This is a genomic window from Thalassoglobus neptunius, from assembly GCF_007859735.1.
GTDB lineage: Bacteria > Planctomycetota > Planctomycetia > Planctomycetales > Planctomycetaceae > Thalassoglobus > Thalassoglobus neptunius.
This window is the reverse complement of the sequence record NZ_SIHI01000001.1, coordinates 2446355-2463684: the sequence shown is the minus strand read 5'-3', so window position 1 is coordinate 2463684 and position 17330 is coordinate 2446355. Positions and strand designations below refer to the sequence as shown.

General features: G+C 53.2%; 14 protein-coding genes and 1 pseudogene. 9 read left to right on the top strand and 6 right to left on the bottom strand.

The window, feature by feature from the left end:
- Window positions 1–135: 135 nt before the first annotated feature.
- The gene (locus KOR42_RS09675) at window positions 136–876 is read right to left on the bottom strand and encodes a hypothetical protein (protein WP_146509195.1); all 741 of its coding nucleotides are present in this window, start codon (window positions 874–876) and stop codon (window positions 136–138) included.
- Between the two features lie 553 nt (window positions 877–1429).
- Here KOR42_RS09675 and KOR42_RS27645 point away from each other — a divergent pair.
- The gene (locus tag KOR42_RS27645) at window positions 1430–1561 is read left to right on the top strand and encodes a hypothetical protein (protein ID WP_261342042.1); all 132 of its coding nucleotides are present in this window, start codon (window positions 1430–1432) and stop codon (window positions 1559–1561) included.
- Window positions 1562–1672: 111 nt separating this feature from the next.
- A complete protein-coding gene (locus KOR42_RS09670) occupies window positions 1673–2026 on the top strand; it encodes a hypothetical protein (protein ID WP_146509193.1) in 354 nt (117 codons plus the stop codon).
- A gap of 17 nt (window positions 2027–2043) precedes the next feature.
- On the opposite strand, the gene KOR42_RS09665 is transcribed toward KOR42_RS09670, so the two are convergent.
- The gene (locus KOR42_RS09665) at window positions 2044–4521 is read right to left on the bottom strand and encodes a helicase HerA domain-containing protein (protein ID WP_146509191.1); all 2478 of its coding nucleotides are present in this window, start codon (window positions 4519–4521) and stop codon (window positions 2044–2046) included.
- Between the two features lie 555 nt (window positions 4522–5076).
- On the opposite strand from KOR42_RS09665, the gene KOR42_RS09660 reads away from it, so the two are divergent.
- The 3 genes and pseudogenes from KOR42_RS09660 to hisS form a co-directional block, all read left to right on the top strand.
- Complete coding sequence (locus KOR42_RS09660; RefSeq protein ID WP_197441016.1) at window positions 5077–5571, top strand: hypothetical protein; 495 nt, start codon at window positions 5077–5079, stop codon at window positions 5569–5571.
- 391 nt (window positions 5572–5962) lie between these two features.
- Window positions 5963–6412 carry a YkgJ family cysteine cluster protein gene (locus KOR42_RS09655; RefSeq protein ID WP_231740826.1) on the top strand — a complete coding sequence of 150 codons (450 nt, stop codon included), beginning with the start codon at window positions 5963–5965 and terminating at the stop codon, window positions 6410–6412.
- Window positions 6413–6568: 156 nt separating this feature from the next.
- Window positions 6569–7810 (top strand): annotated as a pseudogene (hisS, locus tag KOR42_RS09650) (histidine--tRNA ligase); the annotation flags it as partial.
- 208 nt (window positions 7811–8018) lie between these two features.
- On the opposite strand, the gene KOR42_RS09645 reads toward hisS, so the two are convergent.
- The 4 genes from KOR42_RS09645 to KOR42_RS09630 all read right to left on the bottom strand — a co-directional run bounded on the left by KOR42_RS09645 (window position 8019) and on the right by KOR42_RS09630 (window position 12560).
- Window positions 8019–9191: an aminotransferase class V-fold PLP-dependent enzyme gene (locus KOR42_RS09645; protein ID WP_146509187.1), complete on the bottom strand. Its 1173-nt coding sequence runs from the start codon at window positions 9189–9191 to the stop codon at window positions 8019–8021.
- A complete protein-coding gene (locus tag KOR42_RS09640; protein ID WP_146509185.1) occupies window positions 9188–9784 on the bottom strand; it encodes a LutC/YkgG family protein in 597 nt (198 codons plus the stop codon). The genes KOR42_RS09645 and KOR42_RS09640 overlap by 4 nt, the downstream gene beginning before the upstream one ends.
- A gap of 93 nt (window positions 9785–9877) precedes the next feature.
- A complete protein-coding gene (mqnE, locus tag KOR42_RS09635) occupies window positions 9878–11002 on the bottom strand; it encodes an aminofutalosine synthase MqnE (protein WP_146509184.1) in 1125 nt (374 codons plus the stop codon).
- 244 nt (window positions 11003–11246) lie between these two features.
- Window positions 11247–12560 carry a DNA-directed RNA polymerase subunit alpha C-terminal domain-containing protein gene (locus tag KOR42_RS09630; RefSeq protein WP_231740824.1) on the bottom strand — a complete coding sequence of 438 codons (1314 nt, stop codon included), beginning with the start codon at window positions 12558–12560 and terminating at the stop codon, window positions 11247–11249.
- Window positions 12561–13073: 513 nt separating this feature from the next.
- On the opposite strand from KOR42_RS09630, the gene aroE reads away from it, so the two are divergent.
- The 4 genes from aroE to KOR42_RS09610 all read left to right on the top strand — a co-directional run bounded on the left by aroE (window position 13074) and on the right by KOR42_RS09610 (window position 17292).
- Window positions 13074–14651 (top strand): shikimate dehydrogenase, encoded by a 1578-nt coding sequence (aroE, locus tag KOR42_RS09625; RefSeq protein ID WP_146509182.1) that lies wholly within the window; start codon window positions 13074–13076, stop codon window positions 14649–14651.
- The gene (locus tag KOR42_RS09620) at window positions 14638–16080 is read left to right on the top strand and encodes an efflux RND transporter periplasmic adaptor subunit (RefSeq protein WP_146509180.1); all 1443 of its coding nucleotides are present in this window, start codon (window positions 14638–14640) and stop codon (window positions 16078–16080) included. Before aroE ends, KOR42_RS09620 begins: the two co-directional genes overlap by 14 nt.
- A 100-nt stretch (window positions 16081–16180) precedes the next feature.
- Complete coding sequence (locus KOR42_RS09615) at window positions 16181–16693, top strand: hypothetical protein (protein WP_146509178.1); 513 nt, start codon at window positions 16181–16183, stop codon at window positions 16691–16693.
- 185 nt (window positions 16694–16878) lie between these two features.
- Window positions 16879–17292, top strand: coding sequence for an acyl-CoA thioesterase (locus KOR42_RS09610; protein ID WP_146509177.1), 414 nt, complete (start codon window positions 16879–16881; stop codon window positions 17290–17292).
- Window positions 17293–17330: the final 38 nt, after the last annotated feature.

The following is a 17330-nucleotide window of genomic DNA, read 5'->3' as shown; positions in this document are numbered from 1 at the left end:
GTTGTATCGGTCGATTCTGTTTGAGTCTAGACTGGTGACCATCGGAATCACTCCGAGTTTCAAAATATTCCTGAAATCAGACGCAGTTCATGGGAACTTTGGATCGAGTTTTCTGTTTGGCAACTCGTTCCAAAATCACGCACAACGCGACTGATCAATGATTCGGCGTCGAGTACGTGTTGACAAGTCCTCACTTGATCGTTGATCCCAGGAAACCAGCTTCGAAAGCGACTTGAGCAGACTCATGATCTCGGCTTTCGGAGAGTGAGAATCGCACACGCGATTGGGCACGATCATCTGGCAAGCTGCTCTCTCGAGTGCTTCGCGGAGTTTGGCCGACTCCCCGCTTTCAGGCAGATTCCGATCCTGAAGGAACTGTTCGTAGCGAGCTGCATCGTGAACGAAGTGTTCCGACCAGAATGTACTTCCTCGCGTCGCCAGGAGTTGGTCGGTCCATACGCTGAGGCGTCGCTGAAGTTTGAGGATCAGCAGATGATCGGATTCACTGAGATGCTGTCGAGCAGCGAGGAGAGACTCTTCGACCACGCTCTTCAGAGGGCCAAGCCAGAGAGGATGGTCTCCGTGTTCGATTCCGGGCAGTTCCAAAGACTCGGATGAGAGCATTTCAGAACATGTCACACGAAGACAGAATTCGAGGACCAGCAGGTCTTCACAGAGCCTTTTGGCTGTCTCACTCTCTACGGAGTCAGAACTGAGAGTCGTCCGAAGGTTTTGCTTCCACTGAGCTGTCAGTGAGTCAATCAAGTTCGCCAGTACGAGACGCTCACCGAGATCGGTTGTCAGCGGGGGGCTTGCGAGTTGCCGACCTCGGTGAGCGAGGAGAACTGTAAAATCTGCAATGGTTCGGAGATTCATTGACGGAACTTCATGTCTCTGAGGCAAATTGATGGATCGCCGCTTCGAAGCGTCTTCGATGCAATTTGCGGAAACGCAATCTTGATTCCAGTGAGTAAAAAATGCGTTTTCCGGCCTCTGATGAGAGGAGAAAAACGAACGAGAATCTTCGCTATCTACTTACAGGAAAACCCTTAGGGGATTTCGCCTCCTCGGAAATGCGGCTCGAATCGAAATCGACGCGGTGTCGCCAAAAAGCATCGTGATGCGGTTACGCAACAGGTCTCTCAGTGGAAATCAGGCCTCGATGAGACTTCCTGGACGCAGGTTTGAAGCAGACCTCAAAGTTTCGGCAAGATCGACAGATCGGCGGGCGAAGCATCGCGTTGCAGGACTTTGGGGTTTAGGCGTCAACCGCGGAATTGTTATCTTTCCGGTCCCCCGGATTCCCGAATGACTGCAACGAGGGCGACTCCTCGTGCGTGGTCAAGTCCCGGATCACCTCAGGTCCTTGCGATCAAGAAGATCGCGATTTCGAATGAATTCCTTTTCATCGCAACCGCAGGAAGTGGAGATGAACAGAATCAAAACGATTGCTGCCGCGATCCTTGTTGTCCTTCCCTTGATCTCTTCGGGATGTCAGGCACTGCAGTCCGTTTCGATTTTTCCGGGGTCTTCCGGACTCCCTGCTCAGTCCGAAGAATAAGAGCTTTTGTCGGAATGGTCTTCGCAAATCCACACGAGCAAACTGGATGAGGACTCTGTCCACCTGTCGCAGCGAGTGCACTGACGAGAGCAACTTACGAGAGAAAGAGTCATGAAGAGGTCGCGTTCGATTTGCCTGATCGCTTTGGGATCGATGTTCCTGTCTGGCTGTACGGTTGGACATACCTGGTTCCAGATGAACAGCAATTCTCCGATGCCATTCTTCGGGTTCGATCTCCTTCCTCGTCGGTCGACCAGTGCCAAAGTTGATCCATCGCAAACTCATTTCGTCAAGAACACCGAAACGAAACGGGCTGCAACGTCGACTGTTTCATCCGGAGTCGCATCGAATTCGCCAGACAATTCGACTGGCAAACTCCGGTTGCGACGGATCTCGGACTTCCTCACTGGCAGTCGCGAAGAAGAGATCGATCTGACCGGCCCGCAGTATCCATTTGCTCCATAGAGCAGGGTCTTCCATCGTCAGCTTGGCGAATTCGACTCTGTCCACGGATCACTGGCGGGGACGAGTGTGTGATCCGATGAGATCGTGTGCGGTATCCAGATGACCGCGACCGGTTCGGCCGAAATGTCGCTCTTTCGAGGTTTGATGAGATACTCTTCGATCTCGATTTCCTCGTCGGAGAATTCTTTGCGAATCTCGTCCAGTTGTTCATTCAGCTCAGCTTCAAGGTCATGGAAGTCCTGTTCCAGCTTGTCGACTTCTGCCTGAGCTCTTCGGATATCTCCCCGCTGATTCGCAGCCCGTGAGGCGGACCGCATGCTTGTCCCCGCACGCGATACGTTCGTGCTACTGAAGGTTTTCCGTCCGAACAGAGCACCGAGAATCGATGTCCCGATGGAGACGGCAGCAGAAACCGTTGCGGAGTCGGCCTGTTCTTTCTCTTCTTCAACCCGATGCTCCGCTTTCCGGATTCTCTCGTTCAGAGTTTGCATTTTCGATTCATACTTCTTGCGCAACTTGGCGATTTCGAGGTCGCGTTTTTCTCTGGCGAGCTGACGAATTTGTGCGCGAAAGTCCCCTTCTCGATCTTCCGGTTTCGAGTAAGTATCGAGATCGTCGCAGAACAGCAGTTGAAGTCGCTGTTCCCGGTAAAGGTAAGTCTTGTAAGAGGCGCACCAGCTTCTGTAAGAAGTTTTGCGACTGCACGACTTAGGTGTGGCGGCATACCGAACTCCGTCGGCCGCGCGGGAATCGAATTCAAAATCGTGGTCCGCGATCAGAGTCCCGCTGTCCCACGGATCACGCGGCACGGAAACGGATTCACTTAGTGGGACAACGCAACTGACGTCCCTCCAGCAATCGACATCCGACTTCGAGTCGACGTAATGAACCGTTCCCTGAGCGAGCAATGCGGGGGTGTAAACGATTTCTGCATCCCGGGGGACGTCTCTGCGAACTGAAATATGGAACTCTTTGATGTCCGGAGGGAGGATCGGCTTGAGTGTGTCGTACCGCGAATCAATGACCGGTTCCGGGGCGACCTCTTGCTTGTCGGGTTCGGACTGATCTTCGGCTTGTTGTTCCTTGAACGGAGTCATCAGGTCGGAAATCTGCTTCCGCGTCATGGGACCACTCAGATAAGAAAGGACCCATCGGGTTTGCATGAGGACGGGATGATCTTCGTGGACGTTGTTCATCAGAAAGACGCGGCTTCCGACTCCTGAGAGAGTTTGCTCGATTTTCTTCCGATCAAAGAGGACACCAGCAGAAGCTGAGGCACCCTCGAGTCCGTCCAGAACTCGCTGTTGATCTCTTTGTGTCTGAAGTCGCCCCAGAAACCATGTCCCCGCGTTGGAGAGGGCTTTGTAGTCGAGGTCGACAGGATTCTGCGTGGAGAGAATCAGCCCGACTCCGAAAGCCCGGGCCTGTTTCAACAGCGTTAACATCGGAATCTTCGACGGCGGATTCGCTGTTGGGGGAAGATATCCGAAGACTTCGTCCATGTAGAGAATTGCTCGAAGGCTCGATGTACCCGGTTGGGCCCTCATCCATGAAACCAGTTCGTTCAGCAGCAACGTGACGAAGAACATGCGTTCCTGATCGTTGAGATGTGCGATCGACAAAATCGCCAGCCGAGGTTTGCCTTCGTCGTTGTACAAGAGGTTCTGAATGTTCATCGGCTCGCCGTGTGTCCAGGCAGCGAACGAAGGCGACGCCAGAATGTTGTTGATCGTCATTGCCAGTTGAAGACGATCCTTCGCCGGGAAAATGGTCTCGAGGTCCATCACACCGATTTTGTCGAACGGCGGTTTTTGAATCTCACCAATCAGTGCCGGAAGGTTGAGATTTCGCCCGTCTCGCCATGCCGAGTCAAGGATATTGGAAAGGAGAATGTGCTCGCGGCTTTGAATCGGATCGGCGTCCACTCCCAGAAGGGTCAGCAAGCCGGAGACCGCCGTTGAGACACGCTCCCGCATGATGTCTTGACTCTCTCGAACCTGTTCTGGCGGAGCGTCAAAAGATTTGAGAACCGAGATCGGAATCCCTGCATCACTTCCGGGTGTGAAGATCGCCACTTCAGCGGCATCGCGAAGCATTTGGATTCGCTCGGGCTGTTGATCCCAGCCTGCGAGTCCGGACTTCCATTGTTCTGCCTTGTCCGCAGCATACTCTTCCGGCGTTCTGCCAGCTCGGCTGGCGGCGTCCTTGTCGATCCAGGGGAGAAAGTCTTCGGCTGCGAGATTCGGAAAGTTGAGCAGCAGGTTCCCCATGTCTCCTTTTGGATCGATGATCAGTGCGGGGATTCCATCGATGGCGGCTTCTTCGAGAAGAGTCACTCCGAGACCGGTCTTTCCGCTTCCCGTCATTCCCACGATGACGGCATGCGTCGTGAGATCTTTCGCGTCGTACATGACGAAGTCGTCTTGCAGCGACGACGTTTCCAGTTCGTATTCCCGGCCGAGGTAGAATGCTCCAAGCTGCTCGTAGTCAAACATGTCATATGTCTTTCGTCGCTGCGGAAACGGATCGGCGTCTGTGATGTCCTCTCTTGCACGGGTGAAGTGTGCAGTCTCGAGGGAAGAAACGACCGACGGTTTGTTTGTTAGGACCGGAATGAGGTGCCTGACTTGCGAAACCGTAGCGAAGAGCGCCACTTCGAAACAAGATTGCGATCGTTGTGAAGTGATCGAAAGTCTGTTTCCCGAGTCGGTTCGCTTGAGTTGGGTGATGTGAGGACGACTGTTCGAAGAAACCAATGTGTCAGTCAGAACGGGATCGAATCGTGAAATGCTTCTAATCGGCAATGGGCGCATTGTCCGCGCGCAATTGTCCGCACTTTCGGCGCACGATGACTTGATGAAACCGATCACCGACCAACTTCGTTAAATCGATGGGACCACGCGTCATAAACTCTCGATAGACAAGACCAACAGGACACGGAGAAGGACCAGGGAAATACTCTTAGTGGGTCTCGAAATCGGCACGGTTGGAAAATGTTGTTCGCTATCACGCATGGCGACAGCGGCCTGAGTTTGGCAGGAGATCCTGGGTTGAGTCGATCGTATTTGGCAGTTCGACATCTGTTGAGACAGTTAGAACTCAAGAAAAATTCGGAAAAGCGAAAAGCCATCATTCCGCACTGGTTCGCAGGGTTCGTCGATCAGGTATCGGCACTCTTTGAACCGTTCAGCGGTGTTGCTCGTGTTGGATATGAGTGCACGCAAGCCGAGACGGGGTGGGAAGTGTCCATGTTCCTTGGACAGAACGAAACAGTGGGAGGAGCGGACGACGGACAACTCAAAGCTGTCAACTTTCGTTTTGATATGAAAGGGCTTTCCGATTGTTTCGATTCTGTGGAGAGCATCCATTGGAACGCTTTTCCCAGACAGGACTTGATGACCGCCGATTCCGTTGACCTGTCGTTTCTGACGGTGATCGGTGAAGTTCAGTCATCTGTTGTGAAGCTACAACTTCACACCAGTCCTCCGATGGCAGTCGGTCCAGCGATGAGGCATTATCCCGACGGACGTGTTGAACTCGTTTAGAGCATCTTCAGATTTGGATTGAACTCACTCGCACGAGCAAACACAGCCTTTTTGCTGAACGAAACAGCACAAGCGAGTGCACAGGAAAGAGCAACTTGCTCGAGTCGGTTGATCGAACACAATTCAGAAAACAGAGCGCGACCTTGTCTGGGTCACTCTTGATCACAAAGACCTGCATTTAGGCGACTGCAGGTCTTTGTGATTTTCTACAGCGAGTTCTTTCTCGCTTCAGCCTCTTTCAGGTGGCAATCGGAACGAATTCGGCATTGAGACCGGCTATTGCTCGCATTCGGAGGCGGTGAACGGTTATCGTGTTCTCGTTGAAATCCGGTCAGTCGGTTCGGGCTCTGACTGTCTTGAATGTCCGCTGTGGAAGATGGAGTGCCGCGAAGTGGCCAATCCCAAGAAAAAACGTCGCGAAGATCTCAAGAAGGGGGAAGTCCTCTGTTCCTACTGCACTGCCAAGTGCTGCCGCTACTTCGCGTTTCCGATTGATACACCCAAGAAACGGCAGGACTACGACTACCTGCGCTGGTTTCTCTTGCATGGCCGGGTTGCCATTTTCGTTGAAGATGGAACGTGGTATCTGATGGTCTATGCCGACTGCAAACACCTGCAGGAAGATCATCGCTGCGGAATTTATGAAGATCGCCCACAGATTTGCCGTGACTACACGACAGACAACTGTGAATACGAAGACGACGCCCTGTACGACAAGTTCTTCGAAACTCCCGAACAGATTTGGGAATACGCTCAGGCCGTTTTGCCAGCCAGTCAGGGGCGAACATTCTCGTCGGAACCAATGTCTGCCAGAGAAGTCGTCCTTCCAGTTCTGGGGTAGCTTCTGAAGTTCTTGTTCTGAAGACGCCTTCGAATCGAAGCGACCCTTTCGAATCCAAATCCTTGACAGTACTTCGATTCCTGATGAATCAGTAAGCTGTCGTTTCCGGCTGGTCTCGACCAGCCTTTCCTCTGTTTCCAACTGTGTAGCAAGACCGTGTCCGACTCGCTTATCAAACCGCAGACGCTCAAAGGCTTTCGTGATTCCCTTCCCGACACCATGCTGGCTCGGGAGCAGTTAATGGGGATCGCCCGACGCGTTTATCGAAGCTTCGGCTTCAGCCCGATCGATACCCCCGCGCTCGAATACAGCGAGATCCTTCTGGGAAAGGGGAGTGACGAAACCGACAAGCAGATGTTCCGGTTCCAGGATCAAGGCGAACGCGATGTCGCCATGCGTTTTGATCTGACGATTCCGTTCGCTCGGTTCGCTGCCCAGCACATCGGCCAATTGGGAACTCCGTTCAAGCGGTATCACATCGGAACTGTCTGGCGTGCTGAGAAGCCGCAGAAAGGACGATATCGGGAGTTTATCCAGTGTGACTTCGACACGATCGGGACCGACTCCAACGCCAGCGATATCGAAACACTGTTCGTGATTCACGATCTGATGGAAGCCATCGGCTTCACCGGGTTCACGATTCGAGTGAATCACCGTCAACTTCTCAATGGCCTGCTCGATCGGCATTCCGTCGTCGACAAATCGGTCGGAATTCTTCGGGCACTCGACAAGTTGGCGAAGATCGGAGCTGACAAAGTCATTGCCGAAATGGTGGACGGGGTCGGAATCGAAAAAGCGACCGCCGAGCAGATTCTGGAATTCGCGCAGCTAAGCGGAACGCCTGCGTCCATTCTTTCTGATGCGGAGAGTCTGATTGGTGACAATGAGCGCGGGCAGGTGGGACTGACGAGCTTGAAAGAACTCTTTGAGACCTGTCGAAAGGTTGGAATCGAAGACGATCGAATTGCTTTGGATGTCTCGATCGCTCGCGGGTTGGATTATTACACCGGGACGATTTACGAAACCTTTCTCTCGGATCTTCCGGGCATCGGCAGCGTCTGTTCAGGAGGTCGATACGACAACTTGGCGGGGCTGTTCACGAAGGAAAAGCTTCCCGGAGTGGGGGCAAGTCTCGGATTGGATCGTCTCTTGGCGGCGATGGATGAACTCGGGCTGGTGAAGACTGCTTCGACACCCGCTCAAGTGCTGGTGGCGATGTTTGACGGTGAGAAGATGGCAGAATACCTCGCGCTGGGTCGCCGGTTGCGAAGTGCTGGCATTTCCGCAGAGGTTTATCCTCAGGCTCGAAAGATCCAGAAACAGTTCCAGTACGCGAATCGCAAAGGGTTCCGGGTTGTCGTTATCGCGGGTTCTCGCGAATTCGAACAACAAGTCTGGAACGTCAAAGATCTCGAACTGGGAACGCAAACAGAAGTCGCCGATGCTGACCTGGCAGCTTCACTTCATGGAATCTTGAGTCGATAGCTGACGAAATCGCCGATCAGTTTGCGGACGAGTCTTGCCGAGACAAGTGGCAAGCTCGTTCGTGATAGAGCGAAGTGAGTGAGGCAAATGAGAGTCTCTCACTCAAAGAGGGCGTGCTTTGTCAGACTGCTGAAGCAACTTGAGCGATCGATTCCAATGTGTAGTCAATCTCTTCAGTCGTGTTGAATGGACTGAAGCTGAAGCGGACCGTTCCTCCTCGCTCCAGAGTTCCCAAAGCTTGGTGAGCTTTCGGAGCACAATGAAGACCTGCTCGCGTTTCGATTCCGAAGTGTTCATCGAGAAGCGAGCAGAATGTTTGGGGGTCGAGTGATTTGAGATTGCAACTGACGACGCCGACGCGATTCTGAGTTTCTGTTTCGAGGGCTGGCTCAATTTGCGGGATTCCCCGGAGCCCGGCGCATAACTGCTCGGTCAAATTCTGTTCGTGATTTCGAATCCAGTCGATCCCCTTGTCTTCGATCCACTCAATCGCTGCATCGAGCCCGAACAGCCCGGGAGCGTTGTGATTTCCCGGCTCGTACTTTTCCGGCAGGGAATCGGGTTGTTCCGCCTCGTTGCTGGTTGTTCCGGTTCCTCCTTGCCGCACCGAGTCGATGAGCTCTTCCATTCCTTCGCGAAAAGCAAGAACGCCGGTTCCCAACGGTCCCAGTAATCCTTTGTGACCGGGGCAAGCGAGAATGTCGACCCCGAGTTTCGACAGGGAGACCGGGAGATGTCCGACGGATTGAGCGGCATCGAGAAGGATGAGAGTCTGGCTTTCTCTCGTAAGTTCAGCGATCTGTTCAACAGGTTGTAAGACCCCGGTCACGTTCGAAGCATGTGTCAGACAGAGGATGCGTGGCCGTTGCTGAAGCAAGGTTTTCAGGTGTGACAGGTCAACGCGTCCGGCTTCGTCACTGTTGACGAATTGAACCGAAATCCCAATTTGTTTCTCGAGAAAGTTGAGCGGGCGGAGAACAGAGTTGTGTTCCCAGTGGGTTGTGACAACATGGTCTCCCGGTTTCACGAGCCCGTGCAGTGCCAGATTCAGCGAGTCGGTTCCATTCAGCGTGAAAACAACACGATCCGGGGAACCGATGTCCAGAAGATTCGAGACGCGCAACCGGCAGCGGTCAACGGTTCGCTGGACTTCCTGTCCTTTGCCAGTTGCTGATCTTCCAACGGCGCAGCCTACGCTGCGTGAATAGCGGTCGCTTGCAAGATGGACCGGTTCCGGCTTCGGAAAACTTGTTGCAGCATTGTCGAGATAGAGGCGTTTCTTCGGCTCCATCATGACTCAAGATCCTCGACGAAGAAGACCGTCAACGTTCGGGCTCCATGGGCTCCCTTGACGAGTGACTGTTCAATGTCCGCCGTTTTCGAGGGCCCCGAGATGAACGTTCCGAACGCTCGGCCGGAAGGATCGATCTTCTCGTAAGCCTCGTGCATATTGTTGACGAGTTGAGAGCGCGGGACGACGAGGACGAGATACTGGGACAGAAAATAGAGCACTCGATGCGGGACGTTTTTGTCTGTGACCCAGATGGCAGCGTTCTCTGCAACAGCCAGTTCCCCGGGCAAGATCGCCCAGTCGACATCTTGCAAGTCGTGCGGATCAGAAATCGTATTGAGGTCAAAACGATCTTCAAAGACGTCCGGAACGCATGACACCACGGTCAACTCGGCAGCGTTCAGTTCGGCAAGTCGCCCCGGAATATCATTGACCGACTGGACGATTTCGCAGACGCCACCGACTCCTTCCAGGACTGTTTTGAATTCCTCAAACGGATCGGGATACTCGGTCCACTCACCCTGGTGATCGGGAAGCTCGGTTGACTGAGGGAGGTACTTCCGGATTTGCGTGAGAATCTGCTCTCGCGAACTCATGATTTTCGAGGCCTCAAGGTTGCAAGGTTATGAGCTTGTTTCGAACTGAAGGTCACGAATTCGCGGTGGCGGAAGAAAATTGCGGTCGATCGATCAAGCGATCAGGATCGGCTCCTCGACCTTCCACTCCGCTCCGTTGCGAATGACTCGACGGTAAAGAGTGTCCCGCTCAACCGGTTCGCATCCTGCTTCACGAATCAAGCTGTGAAGCTTCGTCACCGAGAGACCTTCGGGAGTCTTTGCTCCTGCGTCATGGTAAATCAATTCATGGACGACGGTCCCGTCGAGGTCGTCAGCACCGAAGCCAAGAGCAACTTGTGCGGTCTGCTCTCCCAGCATAATCCAGTACGCTTTGATGTGGTCAAAGTTGTCGAGCATCAATCGGGAGATGGCGATCGTCTTCAGATCCTGGTGACCGGTTGGCTTCGAGATGTTATCCATCTTCGTGTTTTCAGGATGAAACGCCAGCGGGATGAACGTCTGGAATCCGTGTGTTTCGTCTTGCAGGTCCCGCAACTTGCACAGGTGATCGATTCGATGATGAGCTTCCTCGACGTGCCCATACAGCATGGTGGCGTTAGAACGGAGTCCCAGTTGATGGGCAGCCCGATGAATGTCCAGCCAGCTTTGGGCATCCGCTTTGTGTTCGCAAATCTGTGAGCGAACCTGCTCGTCGAAAATCTCAGCCCCTCCGCCCGGAAGGCTTCCGAGTCCGGCGTCGATCATCTGTTGGAGAATCCACTCATAGGGCTTCTTGGTCAGATGCGCGAACCAGCTGATTTCGACACCGGTCCAGGCTTTGATGTGAATCTCCGGCCACGTCTCATGGATCACCCTCACGACATCGACGTACCAGTCAAACTTCTTCAGGTGGTGAAGGCCCCCGACAACATGAATCTCTGTCGCGCCCTGAGATTTGGCTTCGAGCACGCGATCCCGAATCATTTCGTCGCTGAAGACGTAGGCTTTGTCGTCTTTGAGGTCAGACCGAAATGCGCAGAATTTGCATCGGTACACACAGACATTCGTGGGATTGAGGTGAATGTTGGTGTTGTAGTAGGCGGCGTTGCCGTGACGGGCAGTCCGCACCTGATGAGCAAGAGAGCCCAGAGTCAGAAGATCGACTTCCTGTTCGAGAAAGAGGCCATCTTCGAATGTGAGCCGTTCGCCAGCGTTCACTTTCTGACGAATGGTGTCAATTGTGATCGAATTAGTCATGGATCTCCGGCCACATCTTAAGCGATTGCAGTTGAGTGTGAGGCAAGGCTCTCACGGAATACATCGCTTGCAACGTGAGCATGCCTGTCTCGGATTCAACCGATTGATTCCTCGTCGCCTAACGAACGATTCCCAAAATAGTGAATCCGGACCGAAGAATCTTCGTGCAGCGAAAACAATCTGAAAATTGAAACGGGAAGCACCGAAATGGATTCGGCAGCTTCCCGAAGAATTTCATCGACAACTAATCGTTGCGGAGTTTGAGATTCATTTCCGACAGCTTGTTTCGAATCTCGTTGAGTGACGTCACGCCGAAGTTCTTGGCCGACAGAAGTTCGTCCGGAGTTCGCATCAACAACTCTCCGATAGTTGTGATTCCGAGACGAGTCATGCACTTGCGGCTTCGAACCGACAGGTTCAAGTCTCCAATTGGAGTTTGAACAGCTGCTTGTTCTTCCGGTGACAGATCCCGTTGATCGAATGCGGGCTCGCGCTGTTTTTCGTGGAGATACTGTCCAATCGACAGGTTATGCTGCGCCATCAGTTCGCGAACTTCCAGCAAGGAGGTCTCTCCGAAGTTTTTCCCGGAGAGGAGTTCCTGTTCGCTGATTTCTGTCAATTGGCCCAGCGTGTCGATTCCCATTGTCGCCAGACAGTTCCGGCTACGGACTGAAAGTTCGAAATCGGTGACCGGACGACTGAGAAGTTGCTCGAGCTTTTGTTGTTCCTTGAGCGACTCTTCGTCGTAGTACATGTTGCTTGTCGCCTCAATATCCTTGAGGTACAAGACCGCACGTTCGTTGCCTGGGTCGTATTTGAGAACGCGTTCGAAGCAGTATTGTGCTGCCGCGTAGTTTTCTTTGTCTTCGTAAAGCAGTCCCAGGTTGAGAAGGGCACTTCGCAAATACGGAGGACGAGACAGGCAGCGTTCGTAGAGTTGAATCGCTTCTTCGTCGTCGCCGTGTCGGCTGTTCTGGACAGCCAGTGCAAACAGTGCTCGCTGGTGGTGGTGATCCATGTCGACGGCACGTTCGAAGTACTCGATCGCGCCGAAAGTGTCTCCACGGTCTGCGAGAATACATCCCATCTGATAGGAGTATTCTGCCAGTCGAGCCCCTTCTGCTCCGGTGCTTCGGATCAATTCTTCCGCATCTTCCATCTTTCCCATTCGGCGAAGTGCACCAGCGCGTCGCAGAATGGATTCGACGGGATGGTATCCGAGCTTTGCTGCCTGCTCGAATTCGTTGGCTGCATCTTCGTATCGCCCTTGCGAAAGCAGCGCCTGAGCGAGAAAATATCGACCAATTCCTTCATCAGTCCCGGTTAGGATTTTTTCCGATTCTTTTGGGCTGCCGAGAAGAAATTGCCCAATTCCGGCGCGAACGCGAAGAGCTGGATTGTTTTGTGCTTCTTCAGTAACTTGTTCGATCGCCTTCCGGAAATCAGCGGATCCCGATCCGACTGCGGCTGAGAGCATTTGATTCAAATGGTCTCGCGACAGAGGGGACGAATCGCGAAGCGTTCCGAGAAAGTCATAATTTTGGATCGTCGCGGTCAATGTTCGAGTCTCTTCTTCAAGCGGGATGGAAAACGCGAGGAAATCTCACCGAACCGCTTAGTTTAGCAACGATTCGGCACAGTTCAATCTCTCCCCAGTTTGGATCAGCGTGCGTTGATGTGAGGGGCTGTCCGGTTGTGACTCAACTCTCTCGAAGAACGCTGAATTCCTGATGGATACTCAATCCGTCAACTTTCTTATGGATCAACTGTTGCTTAGACTTTGCTCTTCCCGTTTCAGGGGTTCCGAAAATCGTCAGCGTGCGAGAACGGAATGAGTCGCGAAAATTCCGAAGGATGGAACACGGTTTTCGTGGGCATTGAAACACAGGCTGCTTGTGTTGTTTCCCAGGAGATTGGAACTCGGAAGCATCCGCCAGCCCGGAAATGGCGTCAGGGCAGAGTTCGTAGAGATGGCAGATTCGTAGAGATGTTGTCAAACCGTTGGTGAGATCACTTTCGAGCGAAGGGGCTAAGTGGTCTGATTGGCGAACAGATAGAGAGAGGATGGGGAATGATCTGTGTCAGCCTGGGGCGTACGCGTCATAAAATGATGATCGCGGAACATCGTGCGCTCGCTGAACGCGGTGCCGAGTTGGTCGAGTTGCGTGTCGACTGGATTCCCCGCAATCTCCGGCTCGATCGCCTCATCAAAGATCGTCCCACTGAAGTGATTCTGACATGCCGTCGTCCACAGGATGGCGGTCGCTTCGACGGGAGCGAAGAAAAGCGGTTGCAGATCCTTCGAGAGGGAATCGTCGCTGGTGTTGAGTACGTTGACCTCGAAGTCGACATTGCGAAGAAGGTTCCTCGCTACGGAAAAACCAAACGGATCGTCAGTTTTCATGACTTCGAGAAGACTCCCGACGATCTCGAAGAGATCCATAAGCAGCTTTGCGAGTGCGATGCCGATATCGTCAAAATTGTGACGATGGCAGACAGCCCGGCCGACAATGTTCGCATGATGAAGCTTGTCGAATCGGCCAAAGTCCCGACGGTTGGTTTTTGCATGGGAGAACAGGGGCTCGTCAGCCGTGTGCTCTGCGGGAAATATGGGGCTCCATTCACCTACGCGACCTTCAACAAAGAACGAGTAATGGCTCCGGGGCAACTCTCATTTGATGAGATGAAGAAGCTCTACCGGTACGATTCGATCGACAAAGACACGAAAGTTTATGCCGTTCTCGGAGATCCGATTGCTCACAGTTGGAGTCCATTGCTTCACAATCTCGCTTTTATCAAGACGAAGCTGAATTCGGTGTATGTGCCGCTTCGAGTCTCGGCCGAGGATTTTGACGAACTCGTCAAGGAGTACGAATTCTTCGGGATCGAAGGCTATAGCGTCACAATTCCGCACAAGCACTCTGCGTTGGAGTTTGCAACGCAAGTCGAGGAAGCAGCAGAAGAAATCGGGGCTGCCAATACTCTGATTCGTCAGTCGAATGGTGAGTGGTTCGCTCGCAACACCGACTATGACGCCGCACTTGAGTCGATTCATCTTGGACTCGAAATGAAAAGTGAGAACAGCCTGAACGGACAGCGTGTGCTGATTTTGGGAGCCGGGGGTGTGGCTCGAGCGATTGGTCTGGGAGCGGTGCGTCAGGGAGCAGTCGTGACGATTACCAATCGATCAAAGGGACGGGCAGTCAAGCTCGCCGAGGATCTGAACTGTCAGTCAGTGACCTGGGAAAATCGCGGATCCGTGGGGGTTGATGTCGTCGTGAATTGCACACCGGTCGGAATGTTTCCGGATATGAACGAGTCTCCCTACCATGGCCATTGGCTTCGCGAAGGTGTCGTCGTTTTTGATACCATTTACAATCCTGAAAACACGTTGTTGCTCAAACAGGCAAAAACGCGGCTTTGTCACACAGTCAGTGGCATCGAGATGTTTGTCCGTCAGGCTGCAGCGCAATTCAAGGCTTTCACTGGAATTGAAGCTCCATTGGATCAAATGCGGACCTCGCTTCGACGGAGTATTTCTCCGGTGAGAGTCAAAACTGAACAGGGCCACGCAGCTCCCTCGGAGCAATCGGCAAAGACTTCAACCAAGTCACCTCAGAAACCAGCAGACAACAATGAGCAATCCTGAATTGAAGCAGAGTGCGTCGTGTTTCGAGTTCAGAGCGATCAGCGAGGACCCGGGGAATCGGAATTCCGCAGGGCCGGGACATGTGTTTGTCTGGCTGGGGCTGATTCTTTCGACGGTGACGCTTTTCGGTTGTGGGCAAGGTCAGAGCGCCGAGGCAGAGCAGCAAGCCCGTGCTCGTCCTGCTGCAAGAGTTTACATCCAGGAGGTCGTCGAAACGTCGGTCGTTCCCCGGACGATTGCGGTGGGAACAGTCGTTGCCAAGCGAACCAGTGAAGTCGCTTCGGGGGCTGACGGAAAGGTCGATCGCTTGCTGGTTCGTGAAGGAGACGTCGTTGAGGCGGGGCAAGAACTGTCAATTCTCAACATGACGACGACGAATCTTGGAATCGAAGAAGCGGAGAAGGTTGCTGAGATCAGAAAGCACGAATGGGAGGAGTCCAAAGGACCTCGAGCTGCGGAACTTCGACGTGCTGAATCGATGATGAATGCCGCAAAAATTGAGTGGGACACAGCAGTCAAGAAGTACGAACGACTTCAGCAACTCTACAAAAGCGGGGCTGCGAATGAAGACGACTTCGACAATGCTGCCGAGAAAGCTCGTCGAACTGCGGAATTGTATACTGCCGCCGAATCTGCCTACAGGCTGATTGCAGAAGGAGAGCGTGACGAGAAGCAGATGCAGCTCAAGGCAAACTATGAAGCCCAGGTGAAGCAGGTTGAGTATCTTCGGGCAGAAAAAGGCAAACGGACAACCATTGCCCCTTTTGATGGTGTCGTTGTCGAGGAGCATACCGAAGATGGGGAATGGCTTTCGAAGGGCGATCCCGTCGTCAAAATTGCCGAAATCCTCGAAGAAGTTTTTGTGATTGCTCAGGTCGACCAGCGTCAAATCCGCAATGTTCAATTGGGAACAGAGGTTGCGGTCGACGTTCAGACTCCCGTCAAGAAAGATTGGGTCGGCACGGTTTCTTCCATTATCCCGCAAAGTGATTGGGAAATGGGATCACGAACATTTCCGGTGAAAGTGGCTGTTCCCAATATGTTGATCGAGCAACACGGTCGTTCTCAACCGGTGCTGATCGAGGGGATGTACGCTCGCGTGACCTTCCAGGGGCCGGAGCGGACAGCCGTTCTCGTTCCGAAAAACGCGGTCATTCGGTCGGAAACCGGTTCACGCGTTGTTGTTGCGGCTCCTGGTGAAGCTCCCGGTTCGGCCGTTGCCAAGCTTGTGATGATCCGTGAAGGCGAGCAGTTTGGCGACCAGATCGAAGTTCTAGATGGAGCATTGACCGCAGGAACAACCGTGGTCGTCGAAGGAGCCGAGCGACTCACACCCTTTCAGGATCTTCAAATCGTTGATCGCAATGCCCCAGAAGAGGTGGCAGTCAGCCAGCAGGAGGCTGGGTCCGATTCCAGTTCCGCAGAATGATGCGGTCTGAACTTGAATTCGAACTTCATGTTATCGAGAATCTGCCTGTCCTGTTCACTCGCCTTTTTGGCGTCTTTCATTTTGCTAAGAACCGTCTCAGATGATGATTGATCAAGCGGAAGCTCTCAAGCGGCAACTAACTGACAAGTACGTTGTAGTCAATGAGGGAGTTGCCGAGTTACGTCGATTTGTCGGCCTGACTGGGCGAGTGAAGACAGTCAACATGAACTGTCGTGCATTGGTTCAGTTTGACGGACCGGTTGATATCAGCTGGTACGATATCGATCCGAGCTTTCTGAAAGTCGTTGACGCTCCTCTTCCTAAGAAGAAGGAAAAGCCAGCCGAAGCGAAACCGAAGGCCGGTGCAGTTCCGAAAAAGCCCGCATCTGGCCAGAGTCCGCTCGAGATGGCAAGAAAGCAGGGAGCTGCCGGAGCCGAGGCAGAAGCTTCAGCACCCCCTGCCAGCGAACCCGCACCTGTCGAAGAGGCTCCCGTCGAACAGCCTGCCGCTGAAGAGAAGAGTGAACCGGCAGCGAGTTCCAGCCGGGAAACACCTTCCTCGACGGAAGAAATCATCGCGTTGGCGAAGCAGCAAGGTCCTTTCAAGGGGTGATTCTTTCTGGGAGTCGCCTTGGGGGGCTCTCCCCGAGAAATTCGGACTTGCTCCGTCGAACGTGAAGAATGTTCCGTCGCACAATGACGAAGCACGGAACTTCGGCCAGACAATTTCAGCTAATTAAAGTCGAGCAGTGAAAATCGAGCAGGCAGGGCCGAGCAACACGCTCTGAGGATTCAAGGATGTCTGATTGGTTCGAGATGGAGAACCGTGTTCGCTATTGTGAAACAGACGCCATGGGCGTGCTGCATCACATGAACTACATCCAGTATTTCGAAATGGCTCGCACAGAGTACTTTCGAGCCAATGGTGGCAACTACCGCCAAATGGAAGAACGCGGCCTGTTTCTTGTCATTGTCGATGTTCAATGCAAGTACAAAAAGCCAGCGAAGTACGATGATCTTCTCACGCTTCGAGTTCGAGTGACAAGAATGTCGGGTGCCAAACTCGAGCACGAATACGAAGTTCTGCGGGGAGCAGAATTGCTGGCGACCGGAAAGACGGTTCTGGCGTGTCTGAATCGAGACGGCGAAATTCAGCGGATGTCTAACGAACTCCTCTACGCGGATTCCAGCAACACTGACTTCATCGAGTGATCGTTGTGGCTGGCGATTCGCAAGCACCACAGATAAGG